Annotated in this window: 18 protein-coding genes; 8 read left to right on the forward strand and 10 right to left on the reverse strand. The window is 62.0% G+C overall.

Annotation, left to right across the window (positions count from 1 at the left end; all coding sequences use genetic code 11):
- The first annotated feature begins 24 nt into the window (after positions 1-24).
- Both V7Q10_RS10290 and V7Q10_RS10295 read left to right on the forward strand, forming a co-directional pair.
- The gene (locus V7Q10_RS10290) at positions 25-1,380 is read left to right on the forward strand and encodes a formimidoylglutamate deiminase (protein ID WP_333869001.1); all 1,356 of its coding nucleotides are present in this window, start codon (positions 25-27) and stop codon (positions 1,378-1,380) included.
- Positions 1,377-2,063, forward strand: coding sequence for a UTRA domain-containing protein (locus tag V7Q10_RS10295; protein ID WP_333869002.1), 687 nt, complete (start codon positions 1,377-1,379; stop codon positions 2,061-2,063). Before V7Q10_RS10290 ends, V7Q10_RS10295 begins: the two co-directional genes overlap by 4 nt.
- 3 nt (positions 2,064-2,066) lie before the next feature.
- Here V7Q10_RS10295 and V7Q10_RS10300 read toward each other — a convergent pair whose 3' ends face one another.
- Positions 2,067-2,933: a LysR family transcriptional regulator gene (locus V7Q10_RS10300; RefSeq protein WP_333869003.1), complete on the reverse strand. Its 867-nt coding sequence runs from the start codon at positions 2,931-2,933 to the stop codon at positions 2,067-2,069.
- A gap of 106 nt (positions 2,934-3,039) precedes the next feature.
- Between V7Q10_RS10300 and V7Q10_RS10305 the strand changes: the two genes are divergently transcribed.
- The 6 genes from V7Q10_RS10305 to V7Q10_RS10330 all read left to right on the forward strand — a co-directional run bounded on the left by V7Q10_RS10305 (position 3,040) and on the right by V7Q10_RS10330 (position 13,192).
- Positions 3,040-5,481 carry a GcvT family protein gene (locus V7Q10_RS10305; RefSeq protein WP_333869004.1) on the forward strand — a complete coding sequence of 814 codons (2,442 nt, stop codon included), beginning with the start codon at positions 3,040-3,042 and terminating at the stop codon, positions 5,479-5,481.
- A 65-nt stretch (positions 5,482-5,546) separates the two neighbouring features.
- Positions 5,547-7,994, forward strand: coding sequence for a GcvT family protein (locus V7Q10_RS10310; protein ID WP_333869005.1), 2,448 nt, complete (start codon positions 5,547-5,549; stop codon positions 7,992-7,994).
- 61 nt (positions 7,995-8,055) lie between these two features.
- A complete protein-coding gene (locus V7Q10_RS10315; protein ID WP_333869006.1) occupies positions 8,056-9,618 on the forward strand; it encodes a trimethylamine methyltransferase family protein in 1,563 nt (520 codons plus the stop codon).
- 9 nt (positions 9,619-9,627) lie between these two features.
- Positions 9,628-11,058 (forward strand): aldehyde dehydrogenase family protein, encoded by a 1,431-nt coding sequence (locus V7Q10_RS10320; protein WP_333869007.1) that lies wholly within the window; start codon positions 9,628-9,630, stop codon positions 11,056-11,058.
- Positions 11,059-11,067: 9 nt separating this feature from the next.
- Positions 11,068-11,967: an NAD(P)-dependent oxidoreductase gene (locus V7Q10_RS10325; RefSeq protein ID WP_333869008.1), complete on the forward strand. Its 900-nt coding sequence runs from the start codon at positions 11,068-11,070 to the stop codon at positions 11,965-11,967.
- Positions 11,968-12,085: 118 nt separating this feature from the next.
- Positions 12,086-13,192, forward strand: a complete 1,107-nt coding sequence (locus V7Q10_RS10330) for a cystathionine gamma-lyase (protein WP_333869009.1) — start codon at positions 12,086-12,088, stop codon at positions 13,190-13,192.
- On the opposite strand, the gene V7Q10_RS10335 is transcribed toward V7Q10_RS10330, so the two are convergent.
- From V7Q10_RS10335 to V7Q10_RS10375, 9 genes are all read right to left on the reverse strand, one after another.
- The gene (locus V7Q10_RS10335) at positions 13,178-13,792 is read right to left on the reverse strand and encodes a glutathione S-transferase (RefSeq protein WP_333869010.1); all 615 of its coding nucleotides are present in this window, start codon (positions 13,790-13,792) and stop codon (positions 13,178-13,180) included. The two genes, V7Q10_RS10330 and V7Q10_RS10335, sit on opposite strands and share 15 nt — an antisense overlap.
- Positions 13,789-14,445 (reverse strand): SDR family NAD(P)-dependent oxidoreductase, encoded by a 657-nt coding sequence (locus V7Q10_RS10340; protein ID WP_333869011.1) that lies wholly within the window; start codon positions 14,443-14,445, stop codon positions 13,789-13,791. Before V7Q10_RS10340 ends, V7Q10_RS10335 begins: the two co-directional genes overlap by 4 nt.
- Positions 14,446-14,532: 87 nt before the next feature.
- Complete coding sequence (locus V7Q10_RS10345) at positions 14,533-15,081, reverse strand: hypothetical protein (protein ID WP_333869012.1); 549 nt, start codon at positions 15,079-15,081, stop codon at positions 14,533-14,535.
- A 30-nt stretch (positions 15,082-15,111) separates the two neighbouring features.
- Positions 15,112-16,575 carry an amidophosphoribosyltransferase gene (purF, locus tag V7Q10_RS10350; protein ID WP_333869013.1) on the reverse strand — a complete coding sequence of 488 codons (1,464 nt, stop codon included), beginning with the start codon at positions 16,573-16,575 and terminating at the stop codon, positions 15,112-15,114.
- A 97-nt stretch (positions 16,576-16,672) separates the two neighbouring features.
- Entirely contained in the window at positions 16,673-17,287 is a 615-nt protein-coding gene (locus V7Q10_RS10355; protein ID WP_333869014.1) for a CvpA family protein, read from the reverse strand.
- Positions 17,288-17,307: 20 nt separating this feature from the next.
- Positions 17,308-18,666, reverse strand: coding sequence for a DNA repair protein RadA (gene radA, locus V7Q10_RS10360; protein ID WP_333869015.1), 1,359 nt, complete (start codon positions 18,664-18,666; stop codon positions 17,308-17,310).
- 31 nt (positions 18,667-18,697) lie between these two features.
- On the reverse strand, positions 18,698-19,123 hold the full coding sequence (locus V7Q10_RS10365; RefSeq protein WP_333869016.1) for a paraquat-inducible protein A: 426 nt from the start codon (positions 19,121-19,123) through the stop codon (positions 18,698-18,700).
- 36 nt (positions 19,124-19,159) lie between these two features.
- Positions 19,160-19,915 carry a DNA repair protein gene (locus V7Q10_RS10370; protein WP_333869017.1) on the reverse strand — a complete coding sequence of 252 codons (756 nt, stop codon included), beginning with the start codon at positions 19,913-19,915 and terminating at the stop codon, positions 19,160-19,162.
- A 201-nt stretch (positions 19,916-20,116) separates the two neighbouring features.
- Complete coding sequence (locus V7Q10_RS10375) at positions 20,117-20,497, reverse strand: hypothetical protein (protein ID WP_333869018.1); 381 nt, start codon at positions 20,495-20,497, stop codon at positions 20,117-20,119.

Here is a 20,497-nt window from a genome sequence, read left to right on the forward strand (position 1 = left end):
ATGCCGAGGTCAAGGGAGCTGACCATGACTGTGATCTACGCCAAAACTGCGCTTTTGCCCGAAGGCTGGGCGCAAGATGTGGCGGTAACGCTGCACGCGGGCCGCATTGCCGAGGTGCGGGTGGGCGTGGCCGCTGACCAACAGCTTGCGTGTTTGCTGCCTGCGGTGGCCAATCTGCACAGCCACACGTTTCAGCGCGCGATGGCGGGGATGACCGAATATCGCAGTGCCGGCCAAGACAGTTTCTGGACCTGGCGCAGCCTGATGTATCGGTTTTTAGACCGTTTGACGCCGCAGGATGTGCAGGCGATTGCGGCGATGGTGATGGTCGAGATGGCCGAGGCGGGCTATGGCGCGATGGCCGAGTTTCACTATCTGCATCACGGCGTGAATGGTGCGCGCTATGACAATCTGGCCGAGATGAGCCTGCAAATCGCCGCTGCTGCCGCCGAAACCGGCCTTGGGCTGACGCATCTGCCGGTGCTTTACGAACGCGGCGGCTGCGATGGTCGCGCGCTTGCGGCAGGGCAGTTGCGCTTTGGCAATAGCCCTGACCAATTTGCCAAGCTGTGGCAGGCGACGCAGGCCGCCTTGCGCGATTTGCCCGGTGATACCGTGCTGGGCGTCGCGCCGCATTCGCTGCGCGCGGCCTCTGCCGAAGGCATCGCGCTTGCCGCAAACCTTGATCCTGAAGCCCCGGTGCATATCCATGTCGCCGAACAGATTGCCGAGGTCGAAGAGGTGCTTGCCGCCACCGGCGCGCGGCCGGTGCAGGGGCTGTTGGATCAGCAGGCGGTCTCAGAGCGCTGGTGCCTGATCCATGCGACGCAGATGCTGCCGTCTGAAACCGAGGCGCTGGCGCGGTCGGGGGCGATTGCGGGGCTGTGCCCGATCACCGAGGCGAATTTGGGCGACGGCATCTTTGACGGCGCGCGTTTTCTGGCGGCGGGGGGGCGCTTTGGCGTGGGCTCAGACAGCAATGTGCAGATCAGCCTGAACGCCGAGCTGCGGCTTTTGGAATATTCGCAGCGCTTGGGTCTGCGCGCGCGGGCGGTTTTGGCGCGCGAAGGCCAGTCGGTGGGGCGGGTTCTTTATCAGGGGGCGGCCTTGGGCGGGGCGCAGGCGGCAGGGCGGGCGGCAGGTGCGATCAAGGTCGGGCTTTGGGCCGATCTGATGGCGCTTGATTGTTCGGGGCCGGATCTTGCGGCCTCATCAGGCGATATGATCCTTGATACCTTTGTTTTTGCCGCAGGCGAGGGCGTGGTGGCCGAGGTGTGGTCGGCGGGTCGCCACATTGTGACCAAGGGGCGGCATCTGGCGCGCGAGGCGGTCCGCGCGCGCTATGCCCAGACCGTGGCGCGGCTGCGGGCTGCGCTGTGATCGGCGGCTGGGAAGACATCCGCGCCGAGGTCTTGCGCCGCATTTCGACGCAAGAATGGCCCGCAGGCGTGCTGATCCCCACCGAGGAGGCCTTGGCGCAAGAGTTTGGCTGCGCGCGTGCCACCGTTAGCCGCGCGTTGCGCGAATTGGCCCAAGCCGGCGTGGTCGAGCGGCGGCGCAAGGCCGGCACGCGGGTGGCGGTGTTGCCGGTGCGCCGCGCCACCTTGGAAATTCCGGTGATCCGGCAAGAGGTGCAGGCGCGCGGGCAGGCGCATGGCTTTCAGCTGTTGCGGGCAGAACGGCTGGCGCCACCGGTGCCCGTGGCCTCGCGGCTTGGGTTGGCGGCGCAAGACCCGCTTTGGTATCTGGAAACCCTGCATCTGGCCGATGGCCAGCCCTTTGTGTTTGAAACCCGCTGGCTGAACCCGGCGATCTTGCCGGCGGTGATGCCGGATTTCACCGCGCTGAGTGTCAATGAATGGCTGGTGAAGAACGTCTCTTATGCCTCTGGTGACATTGCCTTTTCGGCAGCGGCTGCCACAGCGCGCGAGGCCGAGGTTTTGGGCGTCGCAGCCGGGGCTGCGCTGTTTATCACCGAACGCAGCACTTGGCGCGCCGAGGCTGCGATCACCTTTGTGCGCTTGGCGCATGCGCCGGGCTATCGGGTGCAAACGGTGGTCTGACCGCTAGTCGCGCGCGGTTTCAATCTGGGCAAAGCGGCGGCCCAGAATGCGGGTCATCTTGCGGCGTGATTTGGTCACCCGATTGCGCAGATGCATCGCGGCATAGACCGGCTGGCCCAAGGCGGGCACATCCGAGATATAGGCAAAGCGGCCCGAGGCCACCATCTCGGCCGCCTTTTCTGCCATCACAAATCCGGTGCCCCCCATCGCCTGCAACAGCGCTGCAAGCGAGGTGCTTTGCCCCACCGACAGTTGCGCGCCGACCAATTCGGGCAGGGCGGCGCGGTGGGCTTGCTCGAAAGCGGGGGCGAAATTGCCCGAGATATAGGTCGCAGGGTTGATCTGCGCCCGCGTCTGCGCGTCCGAGCTGATCAGCCGGTAGACCACATCGCCAAGGCTGACAAAATGCAGATCGGGATGCGGTTTGGGGGTGAACATCACCGCGAAATCTTGCGCTCCGGTGACAAGATCCTGGCACATCTGGCTGGAATAATCCGGCTCGATGTAAAAGGCGGTTTGCGGAAAGACATGGCGGAAATCGTGGATCAGATCCCCGATATAGGCATCGGCCAGATCGTTCTGAATCCCCAGCCGCATCGTCATCGCGGATTCGCCCGATGGCGCCACCGCGCGGCAGGCCTCGTTCCAATCGCGGCGCAACAGGCGGGCGTGGGCCTCGAACCGCAGGCCCTCGGTGGTCAGATCGGTGCCCGCGCGCGAGCGGGTGAACAACCGCGCCCCCAGCGTGGTTTCCAGCGATTGCACCCGCGCCGAAACCGTGGATTGCGTCACACTCAGCCGCTCGGCGGTGCGGTGAAACGACCGCGTCTCGACCAGATCCAGAAAGGTGTCCAACAACTCGATTTGCATGGGCTGCTCCGCCTGATCGCTTTGGCCGATCAATAGCGGGCCATCCGCCAGATTGAAAGAGCCTTCGCGCCGTCTGATAAAGATCGCGAACAGACCGGAGGCCAGCATGTCAGACTTTCCCACCCGCGCACGCGTTGTCATCATCGGAGGCGGGGCGGTTGGTGCCTCGAGCCTTTATCATCTGTGCAAGGCGGGCTGGACCGACTGCGTGCTGCTGGAGAAAAACGAGCTGACCGCTGGCAGCACCTGGCATGCGGCGGGCAATGTGCCGACCTTCAGTTCAAGCTGGTCGATCATGAATATGCAGCGCTATTCGGCCGAGCTTTATCGCGGGCTGGGCGAGGCGGTGGATTACCCGATGAACTACAGCGTCACGGGTTCGGTGCGGCTGGCCCATACAGAGGAACGGCTGCAAGAGTTCCAAAAGGTCGTCGGCATGGGCCGCTATCAAGGCATGGATCTGCGCATCCTGACCCCCGAGCAGACCAAAGAAGTCTATCCCTTCCTGGAAACCCACGATCTGGTCGGCGCGCTTTACGACCCCTATGACGGCGATATTGATCCCGCGCAGCTGACCCAAGCGCTTGCCAAAGGCGCGCGTGCGATGGGCGCGCGGATTGAACGCTTTTGCCCCGCCACCGGCGTGCGCCGCGAGGGCGAAGATTGGGTGGTTGAAACCCATAAGGGCGAGATCCGCTGCGAATTCGTGGTCAATGCCGCAGGCTATTACGCCCGCGAGGTCGGCAAATGGTTTGGCCGCGAGGTGCCAATGATGGTGATGAGCCATCAATATATGCTGTTTGATACCATCCCCGAGGTCGAGGCCCGCACCAAGGAAACCGGCAAAAAGCTGCCGCTGCTGCGCGATGTCGACAGCAGCTATTACCTGCGCCAAGAAAAGAACGGCTTTAACCTTGGCCCCTATGAGGGCAACTGCAAGGCGCATTGGATTTCCAAGGATGATCCTTTCCCCGAGGATTTCAGCTTTCAGCTGTTCCCCGACGATCTGGAGCGGTTGGAGTGGCACATCAATGACGCGATGGCGCGGGTGCCTTTGCTGGAAACCGCAAGCCTGACCAAGGTGATCAACGGCCCGATCCCCTATACGCCTGACGGCAACCCGCTGATCGGGCCGATGCCGGGCGTGCCCAATGCCTTTGAGGCTTGTGTCTTCACCTTTGGCATCTGCCAAGCGGGCGGGGCGGGCAAGGTGCTGGCCGAATGGATCACCCAAGGGGCGACCGAATGGGATATGTGGTCTTGCGATCCGCGCCGCTTTACCGGCTTTGAGGATGAGGACTACTGTATCAAAAAGGGCATGGAGGTTTATGGCCATGAATATGCCATGCACTTCCCGCATTTCGCTTGGCCCGAGGGGCGCGACAAGAAACTGAGCGCTGTGCATGACCGCACGCTGGCCCTTGGCGCGCAATATGGCGCGTTTAACGGCTGGGAGCGCGCGCTTTGGTATGCGCGGGCGGGGGATGACACCTCGGCTGCGGGCAGCCAAACTTGGAAGCGCGAAGGGGCTTGGTATGCGGCGGTCAAGGCCGAATGCGAGGCCGTGCGCGATGCGGCGGGGATTTTGGATCTGCCGGGGTTTTCGCGCTTTGTGCTGAATGGCGAAGGCGCGGCCGCTTGGCTTGCGCGCCAGATCACTGGCAAATTGCCCAATATCGGCCGGCTGGGGCTTGCCTATTTCGCCGATGAGGCGGGACGGATTGTGACCGAGATGTCGGTGGCGCGTCTGGGCGAGGATGAGCTGTTGTTGATCACGGCGGCCACCGCGCAGTTGCATGACGGCGATTGGCTGCGCAAACATCTGGAGCCGGGGCTGAGTTTGACCGAGCAGACCAATGATTGGTCAACCCAGATTCTGACCGGCCCGAAGGCGCGCGAGATTTTGGCAGCGGTCTGTGACGGTGATCTGAGCAAAGGCTGGCTGACGCATCAGCGCGCGCAGATCGCGGGGCGCGAGGTGTTTTTGATGCGGGTGTCCTTTGCCGGCGAATTGGGCTGGGAGATCCACTCGAACCTTGCCGATACGCCAGCGGTTTGGGATGCGGTGATGGCAGCGGGCCAGCCCATGGGGTTGAAGCCCTTTGGCATGTTCGCGCTGAATTCGCTGCGCATCGAGAAGGGTTATCGGGCGTGGAAGGGCGATCTTTCCACCGATTACACGATTTTGCAGGGCGGGCTGGAGCGGTTTGTCGATTGGAGCAAGCCCGACTTCCGCGGCCGCGCCGCTTTGGCGCGTGAAAAGCAGGCGGGGGTGAGCAAATCATTCTGCACGCTGGTGATCGAGGCCGGGGCCTATGATCCGCCCTATATGGCGACGATCTGGCAGGGCGAGCAGGTGGTGGGAGAGCTGACCAGTGGCTATTTTGGCCATCGGGTCGGGGCTTGTATCGGGCTTGGCATGTTGCGCGCGGATTTGAACCTGGCGGGCGTGGCGCTTGAGGTCGAGATTTACGGCTCCCGCTACGCGGCCGTGGTGCAGGCGGATGCGCCGCTGTGGGATGCAAAAAACGAGCGCATTCGCGCCTGATCAGGCGGAGCGGGGGCCAGCCCCCGCACCCCCGGGATATTTAGAGACAGATGAAGGATAGGGCGATGGCTTCGGTTCCAAGCAAGGCGCGGGCGGTGGTGATTGGTGGCGGGGTGTCGGGCTGTTCGGTGGCCTATCATCTGGCCAAGATGGGCTGGACGGATGTTGTGCTGTTGGAGCGCAAGCAGCTGACCAGTGGCACGACTTGGCATGCGGCGGGGTTGATCGGGCAATTGCGCGGCTCGGCCAATATGACGCGTTTGGCGAAATATTCGGCGGATCTTTATGTCAAGCTTGCGGCGGAGACCGGGGTTGAAACGGGCATGCGGCAGGTGGGCAGCATCTCGGTGGCGCTGACGGCGGCGCGGCATGAGGAATTGCTGCGCCAAGCCACGGTGGCGCGGATTTTTGATGTGGATGTGCAGGAAATCTCGCCCCTAGAGGCCAAGGCGATGTATCCGCATCTGGAGATTGGCGATGTGGTGGGGGCGGTACATCTGCCGCTGGACGGGCAATGCGATCCGGCCAATATCGCCATGGCTTTGGCCAAGGGCGCGCGGATGCAGGGCGCGCAGATTTTCGAGCATACCAAGGTGGTGGCGGTGACCAAGGCGAATGGCCGCGTCACCGGGGTGGATTATATTGGTGCGGACGGCGAGCCTGGCCATATTGCCAGCGATGTGGTGGTCAATTGTGGTGGCATGTGGGGGCGGGATCTGGCGGCGCAATCGGGTGTGACGCTGCCCTTGCATGCCTGCGAGCATTTCTATCTGATCACCGAGCCGATTTCGGGGCTGGGGCATTTGCCGGTGCTGCGGGTGCCTGATGAATGCGCCTATTACAAATCGGATGCGGGTAAGATGATGGTGGGGGCCTTTGAGCCCAAGGCCAAGCCTTGGGGGATGAATGGCATCCGCGAGGACTTCATGTTTGACACTTTGCCCGAGGATTGGGACCATTTCCAGCCGATCCTTGAGCATGCGATGAACCGGCTGCCGTTGTTCCAAACCGCGGGGATTCATACGTTTTTCAACGGACCCGAAAGCTTTACGCCGGACGATCGCTATTACTTGGGCGAGGCGCCGGAGCTTGGGGGCTATTGGGTGGCTGCGGGCTATAACTCGGTTGGCATTGCCGGATCGGGCGGGGCGGGCATGGCGCTGGCGCATTGGATTGTCGAGGGCGAGGCGCCGTTTGATCTTTGGGAGGTCGATATTCGCCGCGCCCAGCCGTTCCAGCGCAACCGCAGCTATCTCAAAGAGCGGGTCTCGGAGACTTTGGGTCTGCTTTATGCCGATCACTTTCCCTATCGGCAGATGGAAACCTCACGCGGGGTGCGCCGCTCGCCGTTGCATGCGCATCTGGCGGCACGCGGGGCGGTTTTTGGCGAGGTGGCGGGCTGGGAGCGGGCGAATTGGTTTGCCAATAAGGGCCAAGAGGCCAGCTATCAGTATTCCTGGAAGCGGCAGAATTGGTTCGACAATCAGCGCGCCGAGCATATGGCGGTGCGCGAGGGGGTTGGGCTGTTTGACATGACCTCTTTCGGCAAGATCCGCATTGAGGGGCGCGATGCCTGCGCGTTTTTGAACCGGCTTTGTGGCAATCAGATGGATGTGGCGGTGGGCCGGGTGGTCTATACCCAGATGCTGAACCAAAAGGGCGGTATTGAAAGCGATTTGACGGTGACGCGTCTGTCGGAGACCGCCTATTTGGCGGTGGTGCCGGGGGCGACCTTGCAACGTGATCTGGCTTGGTTGCGCCGGCATCTGGGCGAGGCCTTTGTGGTGATCACCGATGTGACGGCGGCGGAATCGGTGCTTTGCGTGATGGGGCCGAAATCGCGTGATCTGTTGCAAAAGGTCAGCCCGAATGACTTTGGCAATGCCGCCCATCCCTTTGGCACCATGCGCGAAATCGAGATCGGCATGGGCGTGGCGCGCGCGCATCGGGTGACTTATGTCGGCGAGCTGGGCTGGGAGCTTTATGTCAGCGCCGATCAGACTTGCCATGTGTTTGAGGCGCTGGAGGCGGCGGGGGGCGATCTGGGGCTGAAGCTTTGCGGCTTGCACACGCTGGATTCCTGCCGGATCGAGAAGGGCTATCGCCATTTTGGCCATGATATCACCGATGAGGATCATGTGCTGGAGGCGGGGCTTGGCTTTGCGGTGCGCCAAAGCAAGCCTGATTTCATTGGCCGCGAGGCAGTGTTGCGCAAGGCTGAGGCCGGGCTTTCGCGGCGGATGGTGCAGTTTCGCCTGAAAGACCCCGAGCCCTTGTTGTTTCACAATGAAGCCGTGGTGCGCGATGGCAAGATCGTCGGGCCGGTGACCAGCGGCAACTATGGCCATTTCCTCGGCGGGGCGATTGGCATGGGCTATGTGCCTTGCGAAGGTCAGAGCGAGGCTGAGGTTTTGGCAAGCCAGTATGAGATTGAAGTGGCCGGGGTGCGTCATGCGGCAGAGGCGAGTTTGGTGCCGATGTATGATGCAAAATCGGCCCGCGTGCGGATGTAGGGGCTGCCGGGGCGCTGCCCCGGACCCCGGGATATTTATGCCAAGATGAAAGGGCATTCGGATGAGCGATACGGTTGATCTGGGAGAAATCTGTGAGCCAGCGCGGGCACGGCGGGCGGGGGGGCGCGGCGCAAGGGTAGCTTTGCGGGCCTCGCCTTTGTCGGAAGAGATGCGGCCGGTGCGGCCTGGCATGGCGGGGGGGCAGTATAAGCCTTTGAGCGATGCAGGTGTGGCGCAGATCCATGAGAGTGCCTTGCAGGCGTTGGAGCAGATTGGGTTGTCACAGGCGCCGCCTTCGGGGGTGGAGATCATGACCGCGGCGGGTGCCATTCAGGGCAATGACGGGCGGTTGCGGTTTCCGCGCGCGCTGGTTGAGGATATGTTGGCGGTGGCTGCGCGCAATATCACTCTGCATGCGCGCGATGCGAAATATGATCTGCATCTGTCGGGCAGCAATGTGCATTACGGCACCGCGGGGGCTGCGGTGCATATCGTCGATCCGATCTCGCTTGAGTACCGCGAGAGCACGGCGCAGGATCTTTATGATGCGGCGCGCTTGGTCGATAATCTGGACAATATCCATTTCTATCAGCGCACCATGGTGTGCCGTGATGTGGTCGACAACAAAGAGATGGATCTGAACACGCTTTACGGCTGTTTGTCGGGCACGGTGAAGCATGTGGGCACCTCGTTCAGCGATCCGAGCCATGTCGCGGATTGCTTTGACATGATCTACACCGTGGCGGGGGGCGAGGAGAAATGGCTGGAGCGGCCGTTTGTGTCGAACTCGAACTGCTTTGTGGTGCCGCCGATGAAGTTTGCCGAGGAAAGCTGCATCACCATGGAGGATTGCATCCGCCGCGGCATGCCGATGCTTTTGCTGAGTGCGGGCCAAGCCGGGGCCACGGCGCCTGCGCCGATTGCTTTGACGATTGTGCAGGCGGTGGCGGAATGTCTGGCGGGGGTGGTTTATGCCAATGCCATCAAGAAGGGCGCGCCTTGTATCTTTGGCACCTGGCCTTTTGTGTCGGATTTGCGCACGGGCGCGATGTCTGGCGGCTCGGCGGAGCAGGCTTTGTTGACGGCGGGCTGTGCGCAGATGCACCGGTTTTATGATCTGCCGGGGGGGGCTGCCTCGGGCATATCGGACAGCAAACTGCCCGATATGCAGGCCGGATGGGAGCAGGGCATCACCAATTCGCTGGCAGGGCTTGCCGGGCTGAATATGTGCTATGAGGCGGTGGGGATGCATGCGTCTTTGCTGGGCTTTTGCCTTGAAAGCCTTGTGCTTGGCGATGATCTGTTGGGGCAGACCATGCGCTTGGTGCGCGGCATTGATGTGACGCCTGACAGCACCAGTTTGGATGCGATGAAAGAGGTTTGTCTGGGCGGGCCCGGGCATTATCTGGGGTCGGATCAAACTCTGAAGCTGATGCAGACCGAGTATATCTACCCCAATGTCGGCAATCGCATGTCGCCAAAAGAGTGGAATGAGGCCGGAAAGCCCTTGTTGCTTGACACTGCCATCGCGAGGAAGAACGCTATTCTTGCGCGCGCGGGCAGCCGGATTGATCCTGAAATCGATGCGATGATCCGCGCGAAATATAACATCTATTTCAAGTGAGGACGCGCGATGATCTCGGATAATCTGGGCAAGTTCTATATCAATGGCGCATGGGTTGCGCCGCAATCAGCGGCGCGGATGGGGGTTGAGAACCCCGCGACCGAAGAGATTGTGGCGCAGGTGGCTTTGGGCGATCTACGCGACATTGATGCAGCGGTTGCAGCCGCACGGGCGGCCTTTGACGGCTATACGGTTTGGCCGGTGCAAAAGCGGATAGATTTGGTCAAGCGCATCCTTGAGATCTACAACGCCCGCGCCGAGGATTTCGCGCAAGCGATGTCGACCGAGATGGGCGCGCCGATCACTTGGGCGCGTGAGGCACAGGTTTGGGCGGGCCAAGTCCATATCGAGGCCACGATCAAGGCCGCGGAAGAGATGGCTTGGGAATATGCGCGCGGCACCACGCGGATCGTGCATGAGGGCATTGGCGTCTGCGGGCTGATCACGCCTTGGAACTGGCCGATGAACCAGATTGCCTGCAAGGTGGCGCCTGCGCTGATTGCAGGCTGCACCATGGTGCTGAAACCTTCCGAGATCGCGCCGTTGTCGGGGGTGCTGTTTGCCGAGGTTTGTCACGCGGCGGGCGTGCCTGCGGGGGTGTTCAACCTGGTCAATGGCACCGGCCCCGAGGTGGGTGCGCGGATGTCAGAGCATCCGCAGATTGACATGATGTCCTTTACCGGATCGACGCGCGCGGGCACGGCTGTGGCGGCAGCGGCCGCCGCTACGGTCAAGCGGGTGGCGCAGGAATTGGGCGGCAAATCGGCCAATATCATCCTGCCCTCGGCCGATCTTGCAGCAGCGGTTGCCGCAGGGGTGGCGGGGTGCTTTGGCAATACCGGCCAATCTTGTGATGCGCCGACGCGGATGTTCGTGCCGCGCGCGCGCCATGCCGAGGCCTTGGCCGCCGCAGCCGCAGCGGCTGGCGAGGTGGTGGTGGGCGATCCGCGCGATGAGGCCACCACCATGGGGCCGCTGATCTCGAAAGCGCAGTTTGACAAGGTGCAGCGGCTGATCCAGTCGGGCATCGACGAGGGGGCGACCTTGGTTTGCGGTGGTTTGGGCCGGCCCGAGGGGGTCAGCCGCGGCTGGTTCGCGCGCCCCACCATCTTTGGCGATGTCAAACACGAGATGACAATCTCGCAAGAAGAGATCTTTGGCCCGGTGCTGTCGATCTTGCCCTATGACAGCGTCGCAGATGCGGTGCGCATGGCCAATGACAGCGTCTACGGGCTTGCGGCCTATATCTCGGGCTCACTTGACGAGGCGCGGCCGGTGGCGCGGCAGCTGCGCGCGGGCACGGTCAATCTGAACTATCCCGATTGGGACACATCCGCCCCCTTTGGCGGCTATAAACAATCGGGCAACGGGCGCGAATATGCCGATTGGGGCATCCACGATTTTTGCGAGATCAAGGGGATCGTCGGTTTCGGCGACTAGGGAGACATCATGCATTACGCTTACATAGGCCTTGGAAATCTGGGGGCCAATTGTGCCGCCTGTCTGCTGAAGGCAGGCTTTGAGGTGACGGTTTTTGATCTTAACCCGGCACTTGCCGCGCGGCTGGTGGCCATGGGCGCAACCCTTGCCAGCAGTGCCGAGGCCGCGGCTGCGGCGGCCGATCATGTCATCACCTGCCTGCCATCGCCCAGCGTGTCTGAACGCGTGCTGCGCGCGATTTTGCCGGTGATGAAGCCGGGGGCCTCTTGGCTGGAGATGTCAACGCTGGGGCGCGAGGATGTGTTGCGGCTGGGCGCTGTGGCCGAGGCTGCGGGGATCGAGATGATGGAGCTGCCGGTCACCGGTGGTGTGCATCTGGCCGCCCAAGGCAAGATCACCATGCTTGCCGGCGGATCAAAGGCGCTGTTTGATTTGCACCACGGCGCAATGGCTGCGATGGGCGACCGGATTTTCCATATGGGGCCGCTTGGGTCCTCGTCGATCATCAAGGTGATCACCAATATGTTGGCCTTTATCCATCTGAAGGCCACCTCCGAGGCGCTGATGCTGGCCAAGCGCGGCGGGTTGGATCTGGCGCAGGCGCATGCGGCGATTGCGGCTTCGTCTGGCAATTCCTTTGTGCATGAAACCGAAGGCGCGCTGATCTTGAACGGGTCTTATGACATCGCCTTTAACATTGATCTGGCGCTGAAGGATCTGGGCTTTGCCTTGGGCTTTGGCAAGGAATTCGGCGTGCCGCTGGATCTGGCCAGCATGACCAACCAAACCTATATCGCCGCCAAAGCCGCCTATGGTGGCGAGGCGCAATCGCCGATGATTGCCAAGCTGTTGGAAGATCTACTTGGCACCGATCTGCGCGCCGAAGGCTTTCCGTCGCGTTTGGAATAGCCACCTCTGACCGCAGCACATAGCCACAGCAAAGCCCGCCCGAGACGATCTTGGGCGGGCTCTTGTATGTGGGGGCTGCGCCAGATTAGGGTGGCGCAACAAAAGCAGGAGCAGACCGATGACCGCCAATCACACCATTGCCGCCGAGATATTGCATCACCGCAGCAAAAGCCTTGCCAAGGGCGATCCGGTGTCTTTGCCCATCGTGCCCGCCGCCACCTTTCACCTGCCCGAAGTGGCGGGGGCCGCGCATATTTATGGCCGCAACGGCATGTCAACCTGGGAGGCCGTCGAGGCCCAGCTTGCGCTGTTGGAACAGGCCGAGGTGGTCAGCTTTCCCTCGGGCATGGCGGCGATTTCGGCGGCGCTGATGGCGGTGCTGAAAAAGGGCGACCGGCTGATCATTCCGGCGGATGGCTATTATGTCACGCGGGTGTTCTCGGCAGGCTTTCTGACCCCCTTTGGCGTTGAAGTGGTCGAGATGGCAACGCGCGATTACGACAGCGCCGATTTTAGCGGTGCTGCGGTGGTCTATCTGGAAACGCCTTCGAACCCCGGTTTGGATGTGGTGGATATTGCAGCCGTGGTGGCGCGTGCCCGCGCGGCAGGGGCCTTGGTGATTGCCGATAACACCACGATGACACCGCTGTTGCAGCGCCCCTTGGATCTGGGCTGCGATTTGGTGGTGGCGGCTGATACCAAAGCGCCTGCGGGGCATTCGGATGTGCTGTTTGGCCATGTCGCGGGGCGAGACGCTGCCCTTATGGCGCGGGTGCGCGATTGGCGCAGGCTGTCGGGGGCGGTGCCGGGGCCGTTCGAGGCTTGGCAGGTGCATCGCGGGCTTGAGACATTAGAGCTGCGGCTCGAGCGGATGTGCGCCTCGGCTGCGGTGATTGCGCAGCGCTTAAGCGAACAGGTCGGGGTGACGGCGGTGCGCTATCCGGGGCTTGCGAGCGATGCAAGCTATGCGGTGGCGCAGCGGCAAATGGGCTCTGGCGGCTTTCTGATCGGCTTTCAGATGGAATCGGCCGCGCGCGCCGAGCGGTTTTTGACCGACTGCCGCTATCTGGTGCAATCCACCAGCTTTGGCGGCACCCATAGCTCGGGCGAGCGGCGCGCGCGTTGGGGCGATCAGGTGGCCGAGGGCTTTATCCGCCTCTCGGTCGGGATTGAACCGCTCGAGGTCTTGTGGGCCGCGATGGCCGAGGCGCTAGGGGAAAGCTAGCGGCGCCGCATCCGGCTGCCAAAGCGGCTGCTTTTGCATCGCGCGGGCGAAAGCCTCGCTTGCCAAAAACCGTGCCAGCCAATCTTGCAGGCGCGGCCAGTTTTGCGCTGCAAACCAGTCGGGATCAATCATCGCATATTGCCGCACAAAGGGCAGCAGGGCGGCATCGGCCAGGCTGGGTTTGCCGTAAAGCCAAAGGCCAAGGCTGGCGTTCAGATCGGTCAGGAACGCAATCGCACTTGCGCGATGGGCGGGCAGCGCCTCGGGCGCGCGGCTGGCGTATTTGACGCCATCGAGCGCAGTCTTGAAACTGCCGTCACAGCGCGCGATCCATGCCGCAGCCTCGGGCGGCATCTGCAACCAGCCTTCGGGGTCGTTTTGTGCAAGCGCCCACTGCATGATCTGCAGGCTTTCCGCGATCACGCCCTGATCGGTGACCAGCACCGGCACGGTGGCTTTTGGCGAGGCCGCCAGAAAGGCGGCAGGTTTGTCACGCAGGGCGATTTCGCGCAGATGCACGCGCTGATCGGCAGCGATCAGCGCCAGCCGCGCCCGCATTGCATAGGGGCAGCGGCGAAAGCTGTAGAGGATCGGCGTCAAAGGCCAGCAAGCAGGCGGCGGGCAACGTCGCGCGGCGCATGCAGCGGCGCGCGATCTTCGCCCGGAAAGAACCGCGCCCGGGTGGCGGTGGGCATTGGGTCGGGGGTTAGGATACGCACCTGCGGGCCGATCTTGGCATTTTCGGCCGCCCAAGAGCGGGCAATGGCGATTTGGGCGGCCTTGGTTGCGCCGTAGCTGCTGAAGAATTTCGCGCCTGCGCGCGGGTCGTCGAAAAACAGCGCTTGGCCTTCGCCTGCGCGCAGCAAGGGTTCGACCATCGGCACGAGGGCTGCGGTGGCGGTCAGGTTGGTGGCAACGGATTTCGCCATGTCCTTTGCATCAATCGAGCCTGCGGGGGCAAGCGGGGCTGCATGGATCGCGGTATGCGCCCAAAGTTGAAGGCCGCCCCAACGCTGATGGATCGACAGGCACAGATGCTGCATAGCGTCGCTGTCGGTAACATCCATCGGCGCAAGCGTCAGGCCGCCTGCACCGGGCAGGCCCAGCGCTTTGACGCGGTCGTCAAGCTCTTCTAGCCCGCCTACGGTGCGGGCCAGCGCCACGACATGCCAGCCCCGGATGGCAAGATCTTCGGCCAAGGCGGCACCGAGGCCGCGCGAGGCGCCGGTGATCAGGGCGATGCGTTGGATCATGGCTTTATCCTTTGATCTGGGCGGTCATCTGCGGCGTCGAAGCCTCCGGCGGGGATATTTGAGCCAAGATGAAAGGGCAAGGGGGGCTTAGGGCTTGGTGGCGTTGTGTCGCGTGGCGAAGGTGGCGAGGGCGGCGTCAAGATTGCCCTGCGCGCCAATCCAATTCCAGAATTTTGGGAAATCTGTGGTGATGGTTTCGAGGCTGATCTGCATCACGCGGGGTTTGTCGCGCAAGAACAGGGTGATGTTTGCGGTGATGGTGTCGACAAGGTCTTCGGCGATGGCAAGGGCGGGGGTTTGCGGTTCGCGCAGCAAAAGGTTGGGCAGGATGCCGCTGCGGTAGGTTTTCATCAGCCCGTGGTTGAGGCGGGTGGCGAAAGAGGCGGCGGTCTGGGCGCGGTCGCGGCTGAGGTGGACGTAGAAGGGCGCCGCGCCGAAGCGGGCGTCAAGTTTGCCGGTGAACCAGGCCAGGCGGTTGTCAACCTCGATATGATTTGGCGGATAGGCGAAGCGGTCGGCGCCAAGCCGGTAGGTGCGCGATTCGTGGGCGGCGGTGAAGTTGGTCGCCTGTTTGCAGGCCGCAGCGAAGGTGGTCGATCCGCAGCGGCCGGTACAAAGCACGAAAACTTGGGTCATGGGCAGGGCTGATCCAGGCGCTGCGGGCGGTTATTCGGCCGCTTTCATCTCGAAACCTTCGGCGATTTTATCCGAAGGTGCAACGGGATATTCGCCCGAGAAGCAGGCGTCGCAATATTGCGGGCTTGCCGGATTGCGCCCCTTTGCCTCGCCCGCCGCACGGTAAAGACCGTCGAGCGAGATGAATTTGAGGCTGTTGACCCCGATCCAGTCGCGCATCTCGTCCTCGGTCATTGTCGCGGCAAGCAGTTTGCTGCGTTCGGGGGTATCGACGCCGTAAAAGCAGGGCCAAGCGGTGGGCGGCGAGGCGATGCGGAAGTGCACTTCGGCGGCACCGGCCTCGAGGATCATGTCTTTGATCTTGCGTGAGGTGGTGCCGCGCACCACCGAATCGTCGACCAAAATCACCCGTTTGCCCTTGATCAGCGCGCGGTTGACGTTGAGTTTCAGACGCACCCCCATGTTGCGGATCGATTCCGAGGGTTCGATAAAGGTGCGGCCCATATATTGGTTGCGGATGATGCCCATCGCATAGGGGATGCCTGATTGCTGGCTGTAGCCAATGGCGGCAGGTGTGCCAGAATCGGGCACAGGGCAGACGAGGTCGGCGTCAACCGGGGCTTCTTTGGCCAGTTCCACCCCGATTTGGCGACGGGTTTCATAGACCGAGCGGCCGCCAAGGATGCTGTCGGGACGGCTGAAATAGACATGTTCAAAGATGCAGAACCGCGATTTTGCCGGGGCAAAGGGGCGGGTCGAGTTGATCTTGCCGTCTTCAATCACCACCATCTCGCCAGGTTCGATCTCGCGGATGAATTCGGCGCCGATGATATCAAGACCGCAGGTCTCGGACGAGAGCGCCCATGCGTTATCGCCAATCCGTCCCAGGACCAGTGGCCGCACGCCCAAGGGGTCACGCACGCCGATCAGCTTGGTGCGGGTCATTGCCACGATGGAAAACGCGCCTTCAACCCGGCGCAGTGCGTCTTTGATGCGTTCCGAGATGTTTTTCTGGATCGAGCGCGCCATCAGATGGATGATGCATTCGCTGTCAGAGGAGGATTGAAAGATCGAGCCGCGCTCGATCAATTCGCGGCGCAGCGCGCTTGCGTTGGTCAGGTTGCCGTTGTGGGCGATTGCGGCCCCGCCCATCGAGAATTCGCCAAAGAAGGGCTGCACATCGCGGATCGCGGTTGCGCCTTTTGATCCGGCGGTGGAATAACGCACATGGCCTATGGCCAATTGGCCGGGCAGGGTGTCCATCACATCGGGTTTGGTGAAATTGTCGCGCACATAGCCAAAGCGGCGCGCCGAGTTAAAGCCGGTGGCTGGGTCATACGACACGATGCCGCCTGCCTCTTGGCCGCGGTGTTGCAGCGCGTGCAGACCGAGGGCTACAAAGTTCGAGGCATCCGAGACGCCGATCACGCCAAAAACGCCGCATTCTTCCTTGAGCTTATCATCGTCAAAGGGATGTGCGTAGAAGGGTTGCATGGAGCCTCCGATTCCGGTGTGGTGATGCGCCCTGATTTAGGCGCATCGCGGGCCAGTGTCACCCCCTCGCATGCGGCTCTGCCCATAAGGGTAGGGCTTAGTTTGTAGGCGCGGCAGGAAGGGCGGTTTCTGCGGGTGCAATTGCCGGGGTTTCGGCAGGTTTGGTGCAGGTTGTGGTCAGCTCGTTATAGCGACCCACAATCCAATTTGGCGCATCCGAGGGCACGGCTTGGTTGATATCCACTTGGAAGGAGGCGAAAATCTTGGCCGAGCGCGAGGCATCGATCATCGGAATGGTATTGGCGGCCACGGCCCGATCGTAGACCAAAAACGCCACTGCAATCAAAATGATACCGCGCGCCACGCCAAACAAAAAGCCAAAGACCTGATCCAGCCCGCCCAGAACCGAGCGTTGCACCACCGAAGACAGCAGCGGTGTGAACAGCGCCGCCAGAATCAGACCAACAGCAAAGACCACCGCAAAGGCCGCGATCAGCGACAGCTCGCAGCTGTCGGCAAGAAATTTGTTCAGAACCGGCAGCTCTTTGACCAGCGGTTGCGCTTGGGCGGCAAAGGTATAGGCCAAAAGCGCTGCCCCAACCCAGCCCGCAATCGCCATGACCTCGCGCACGAAGCCGCGCGAATAGGCCAGAATGGCTGACAGCACGATGACGCCTGCGACCACGCCATCAACCAGGGTAAAACCTTCCATACGTCCGCTCCTTTTGGGGCTTAACCCGCCCCGAACATTTCTCCGACAAAGGCGGTCAGGTCGGGCATTTCGCGCACCTGCATGCCCTCGACTTGCCCAAGCTTTGATCCCTTGGGCGCGATTGCTTGTGAGAAACCAAGTTTTGCGGCTTCTTTCAACCTGTTTTCTGTCTGTCCGACAGGGCGCAGCGCGCCAGAAAGGCTGATTTCGCCGAAAAGCACGGTTTCAGGAGGAATTGCCACATCTTCGCGCGCAGAGAGGATGGCGGCGGCCACGGCCAGATCGGCGGCGGGTTCTGTCACCCGCATGCCGCCTGCGACGTTTAAAAACACATCCAACCCCGCAAAGGGGATGCCGCAGCGCGCCTCTAGCACCGCGATGATGGTGGAAAGCCTGCCCGAATCAAGCCCGACCACGGTGCGGCGCGGGGTGCCAAGCGGCGAGGGGGCGACAAGGGCTTGGATCTCGGTCAGCACCGGGCGGGTGCCTTCGATGCCGGCAAAGACCGCCGATCCGGGCGAGGCTTGGCCGCGTTCGGATAAAAACAGTGCCGAGGGGTTCAGCACCTGCGACAGGCCTGCGCCGGTCATCTCAAACACGCCAATCTCATCTGCCGGGCCAAAGCGGTTTTTCACCGCGCGCAAGATGCGAAACTGATGGCCGCGCTCGCCCTCAAAATAAAGCACGGTATCGACCATATGTTCAACCACGCGCGGGCCTGCGATTTGGCCGTCTTTGGTGACATGGCCGACAAGGATGATCGCGACGCCGCGCCGCTTGGCGAAAGTCACCAGCTCGTGACAGGCGGCGCGCACTTGGCTGACCGAGCCTGGTGCGCTGTCAACGGTATCCAGCCACATGGTCTGGATCGAATCGATGATCGCAAGGCCGGGGCGTTCGGCGTCAAGCGTGGTGAGAATATCGCGCAGATTGGTCTCTGCCCCCAAAGCCACCGGCGATTGCGTCAGCCCCAAGCGCTGCGCGCGCATCTGCACTTGGGCTGCGGCCTCTTCGCCCGAAATATACAGGCATTTCACCCCATGATTGGCGAAACTTGCCGCCGCTTGCAGCAAAAGCGTGGATTTGCCGATGCCCGGATCGCCGCCCACCAGAATGGCCGAGGCCGGCACCAGCCCGCCGCCCAAAACCCGGTCCAGCTCGTCAATGCCCGATGACGCGCGCGGTGGGGCTTCGGCTTGGGTGGCAAGATCGGTCAGATGGATCGAGCGGCCCTTGCTGCCCAGCGCCTTGGGGCCGCTGGACAGCGGCGCCTCTTCGATCAGCGTGTTCCAAGCGCCACAGCCTTCGCATTTGCCGATCCATTTGCCATGGGTCTGACCGCAAGCCGTGCAGGTGAATGAGTTTGAGTGTTTTGCCATTGGCCTGTGGTGCCCTGAAACGCGCCCGGCATCAAGCCTTCTTGGCACGGCTCCATGACATCAAGACCCCGGCCAGTACGCAAAACGTAAACAGATAAAGCCCCCAAGCCGGCTGCACGGTAACATGCCCCGCGCCCTTGGCGATGACGATGTAAAGCGCAATCAAGAACACATCGGCCATCGCCAATTTGCCTAACCAAGCCAGCAAGGGCAGGGTGCGGCGCGACAAATAGCCAAAGTGGATCAGCGCCAGCCCAAGGGTTTTGGCAAAGGGCGCAAAGATTGCCAAGGTGGTGACCAAAAGCGCCAGCGCCGCATCCGAGGCCCAAAGCGATTGCAGCCCCGTCACAACCGAGATTTCGCGCATGCCAAAGATCGGCAGCACCGCCGCGCGTAAAAGCGGCGCGAACCAAGCCACGGGAAACAGGATCAACAGTGACAGGTTTAGGTATTTCATCGCGCCGTGGTGCCCAAGCCAGGTCAAGGCGTCAAGCTACTTGTTGGGCTTGGGCAACGAGACCACATTGGCCTCGCGGGTTTCCTCAAGATCATAACCCAGCTGCGGCAGGATCTCGCGCAGATCGGCTTCCAACCGTTTGATCTGAATCTGGGCTTGCAGCTCTTCGGCCTTAATGTCGGTAGACCAGCGCCGCAGATCGTCGCAAAGGCTGCGCGCAGTGGCCAGACGCTCGTTGAAAGCATCAACCTCATGCTGGCGCTGGCGCAAAAAATCCTTGGCACGCGCGACCTTTTCCTCGGAATAGGCGTGTGCCAGATCGCGGGTCTCGTGGCTCATCTGGGCTGCAAGCTGCAAAAGCTCAGGTTCCAGATGCTGAAAATCGGGGTGTTTGCGCAGATGCTCTAGCCTTGCGCGCATGCTCTCGAACTCGCCCGAAAGCGCAAAGACGCCCTTGCGGTCGGCGGCATGGGCTTGGCGGTAGGCTTGGGCCACATCCTGCACCCCGACGGCAAAGCTGCGGTGGCTGCGTTCCAGCCGCGCCATGCGGGCATTGGCGGGCAGATAAAGCGCGAGCACCGCCATCAGCGCACAAAGCCCAAGTTGCAGCCAGATCCCCGCCTGTGGTAGGGCTGTGTCGCCAAAAGACAGCGCCAGCTGCGCCCAAGGCAAAAGCCCGAAGACCGCAGCAAGGCTTACTGTCCAAAGCCCCAGCGTGGCTGCAATGACCAGCATTTGCGCCAAAGCCTGCGCAAACCGCAGCGCGCCTCGCAACGTTTCAAGCACCGCCATAAAACCACCCAACCGTTTAATCACACCCCAGTGCCGCCTTCGCCCCCAAAGCCGGGGCCAGCCTGCTAAGGATTAAAATCGTAAAGATTTGCCAAGGTTTTGCAATTAACTTTAACAATTACAGGTCGCGCTTAGAACAATCTGGCGTGGATAACTGCCATTGTTGCGCAAGCTGAAACAGCACAGAGCTTTTGGCGCAGTTCAGGGCAGCTTTGCCAGTGCCAAGGCCAGCATCGACGCCACCAGCGAGACCATCACCACCCGATGCGCCCAGCGCGGATCAAGGCCCGTACGAAAGGCCGCCTTCAGCCAGTCTTGCAGCACATAACCATAGGCAAAGATCGTCACGCTGCGGGTGGCTGCGATCACCATACCGTCTTGCGGCTGCCAAGGCACCGCCATCCAAACCGCCAGTGTCGCGGCAGTGATCAGCTGCACCCAAGCTCGCAAGGGATCATCCGAGCGCGCGCGCAGGCTGGCATAGGCACAAAGCGCAATCGCGGTGGGGATCAGCGGGATGACAAGGCGCGGCAGTGGTTGCAAGGACAACAGCATCAGCTGGGTCAGCGCCTCGGTCAGCAT

The organism is Cypionkella sp., from assembly GCF_036782355.1.
Classification (GTDB): domain Bacteria; phylum Pseudomonadota; class Alphaproteobacteria; order Rhodobacterales; family Rhodobacteraceae; genus Cypionkella.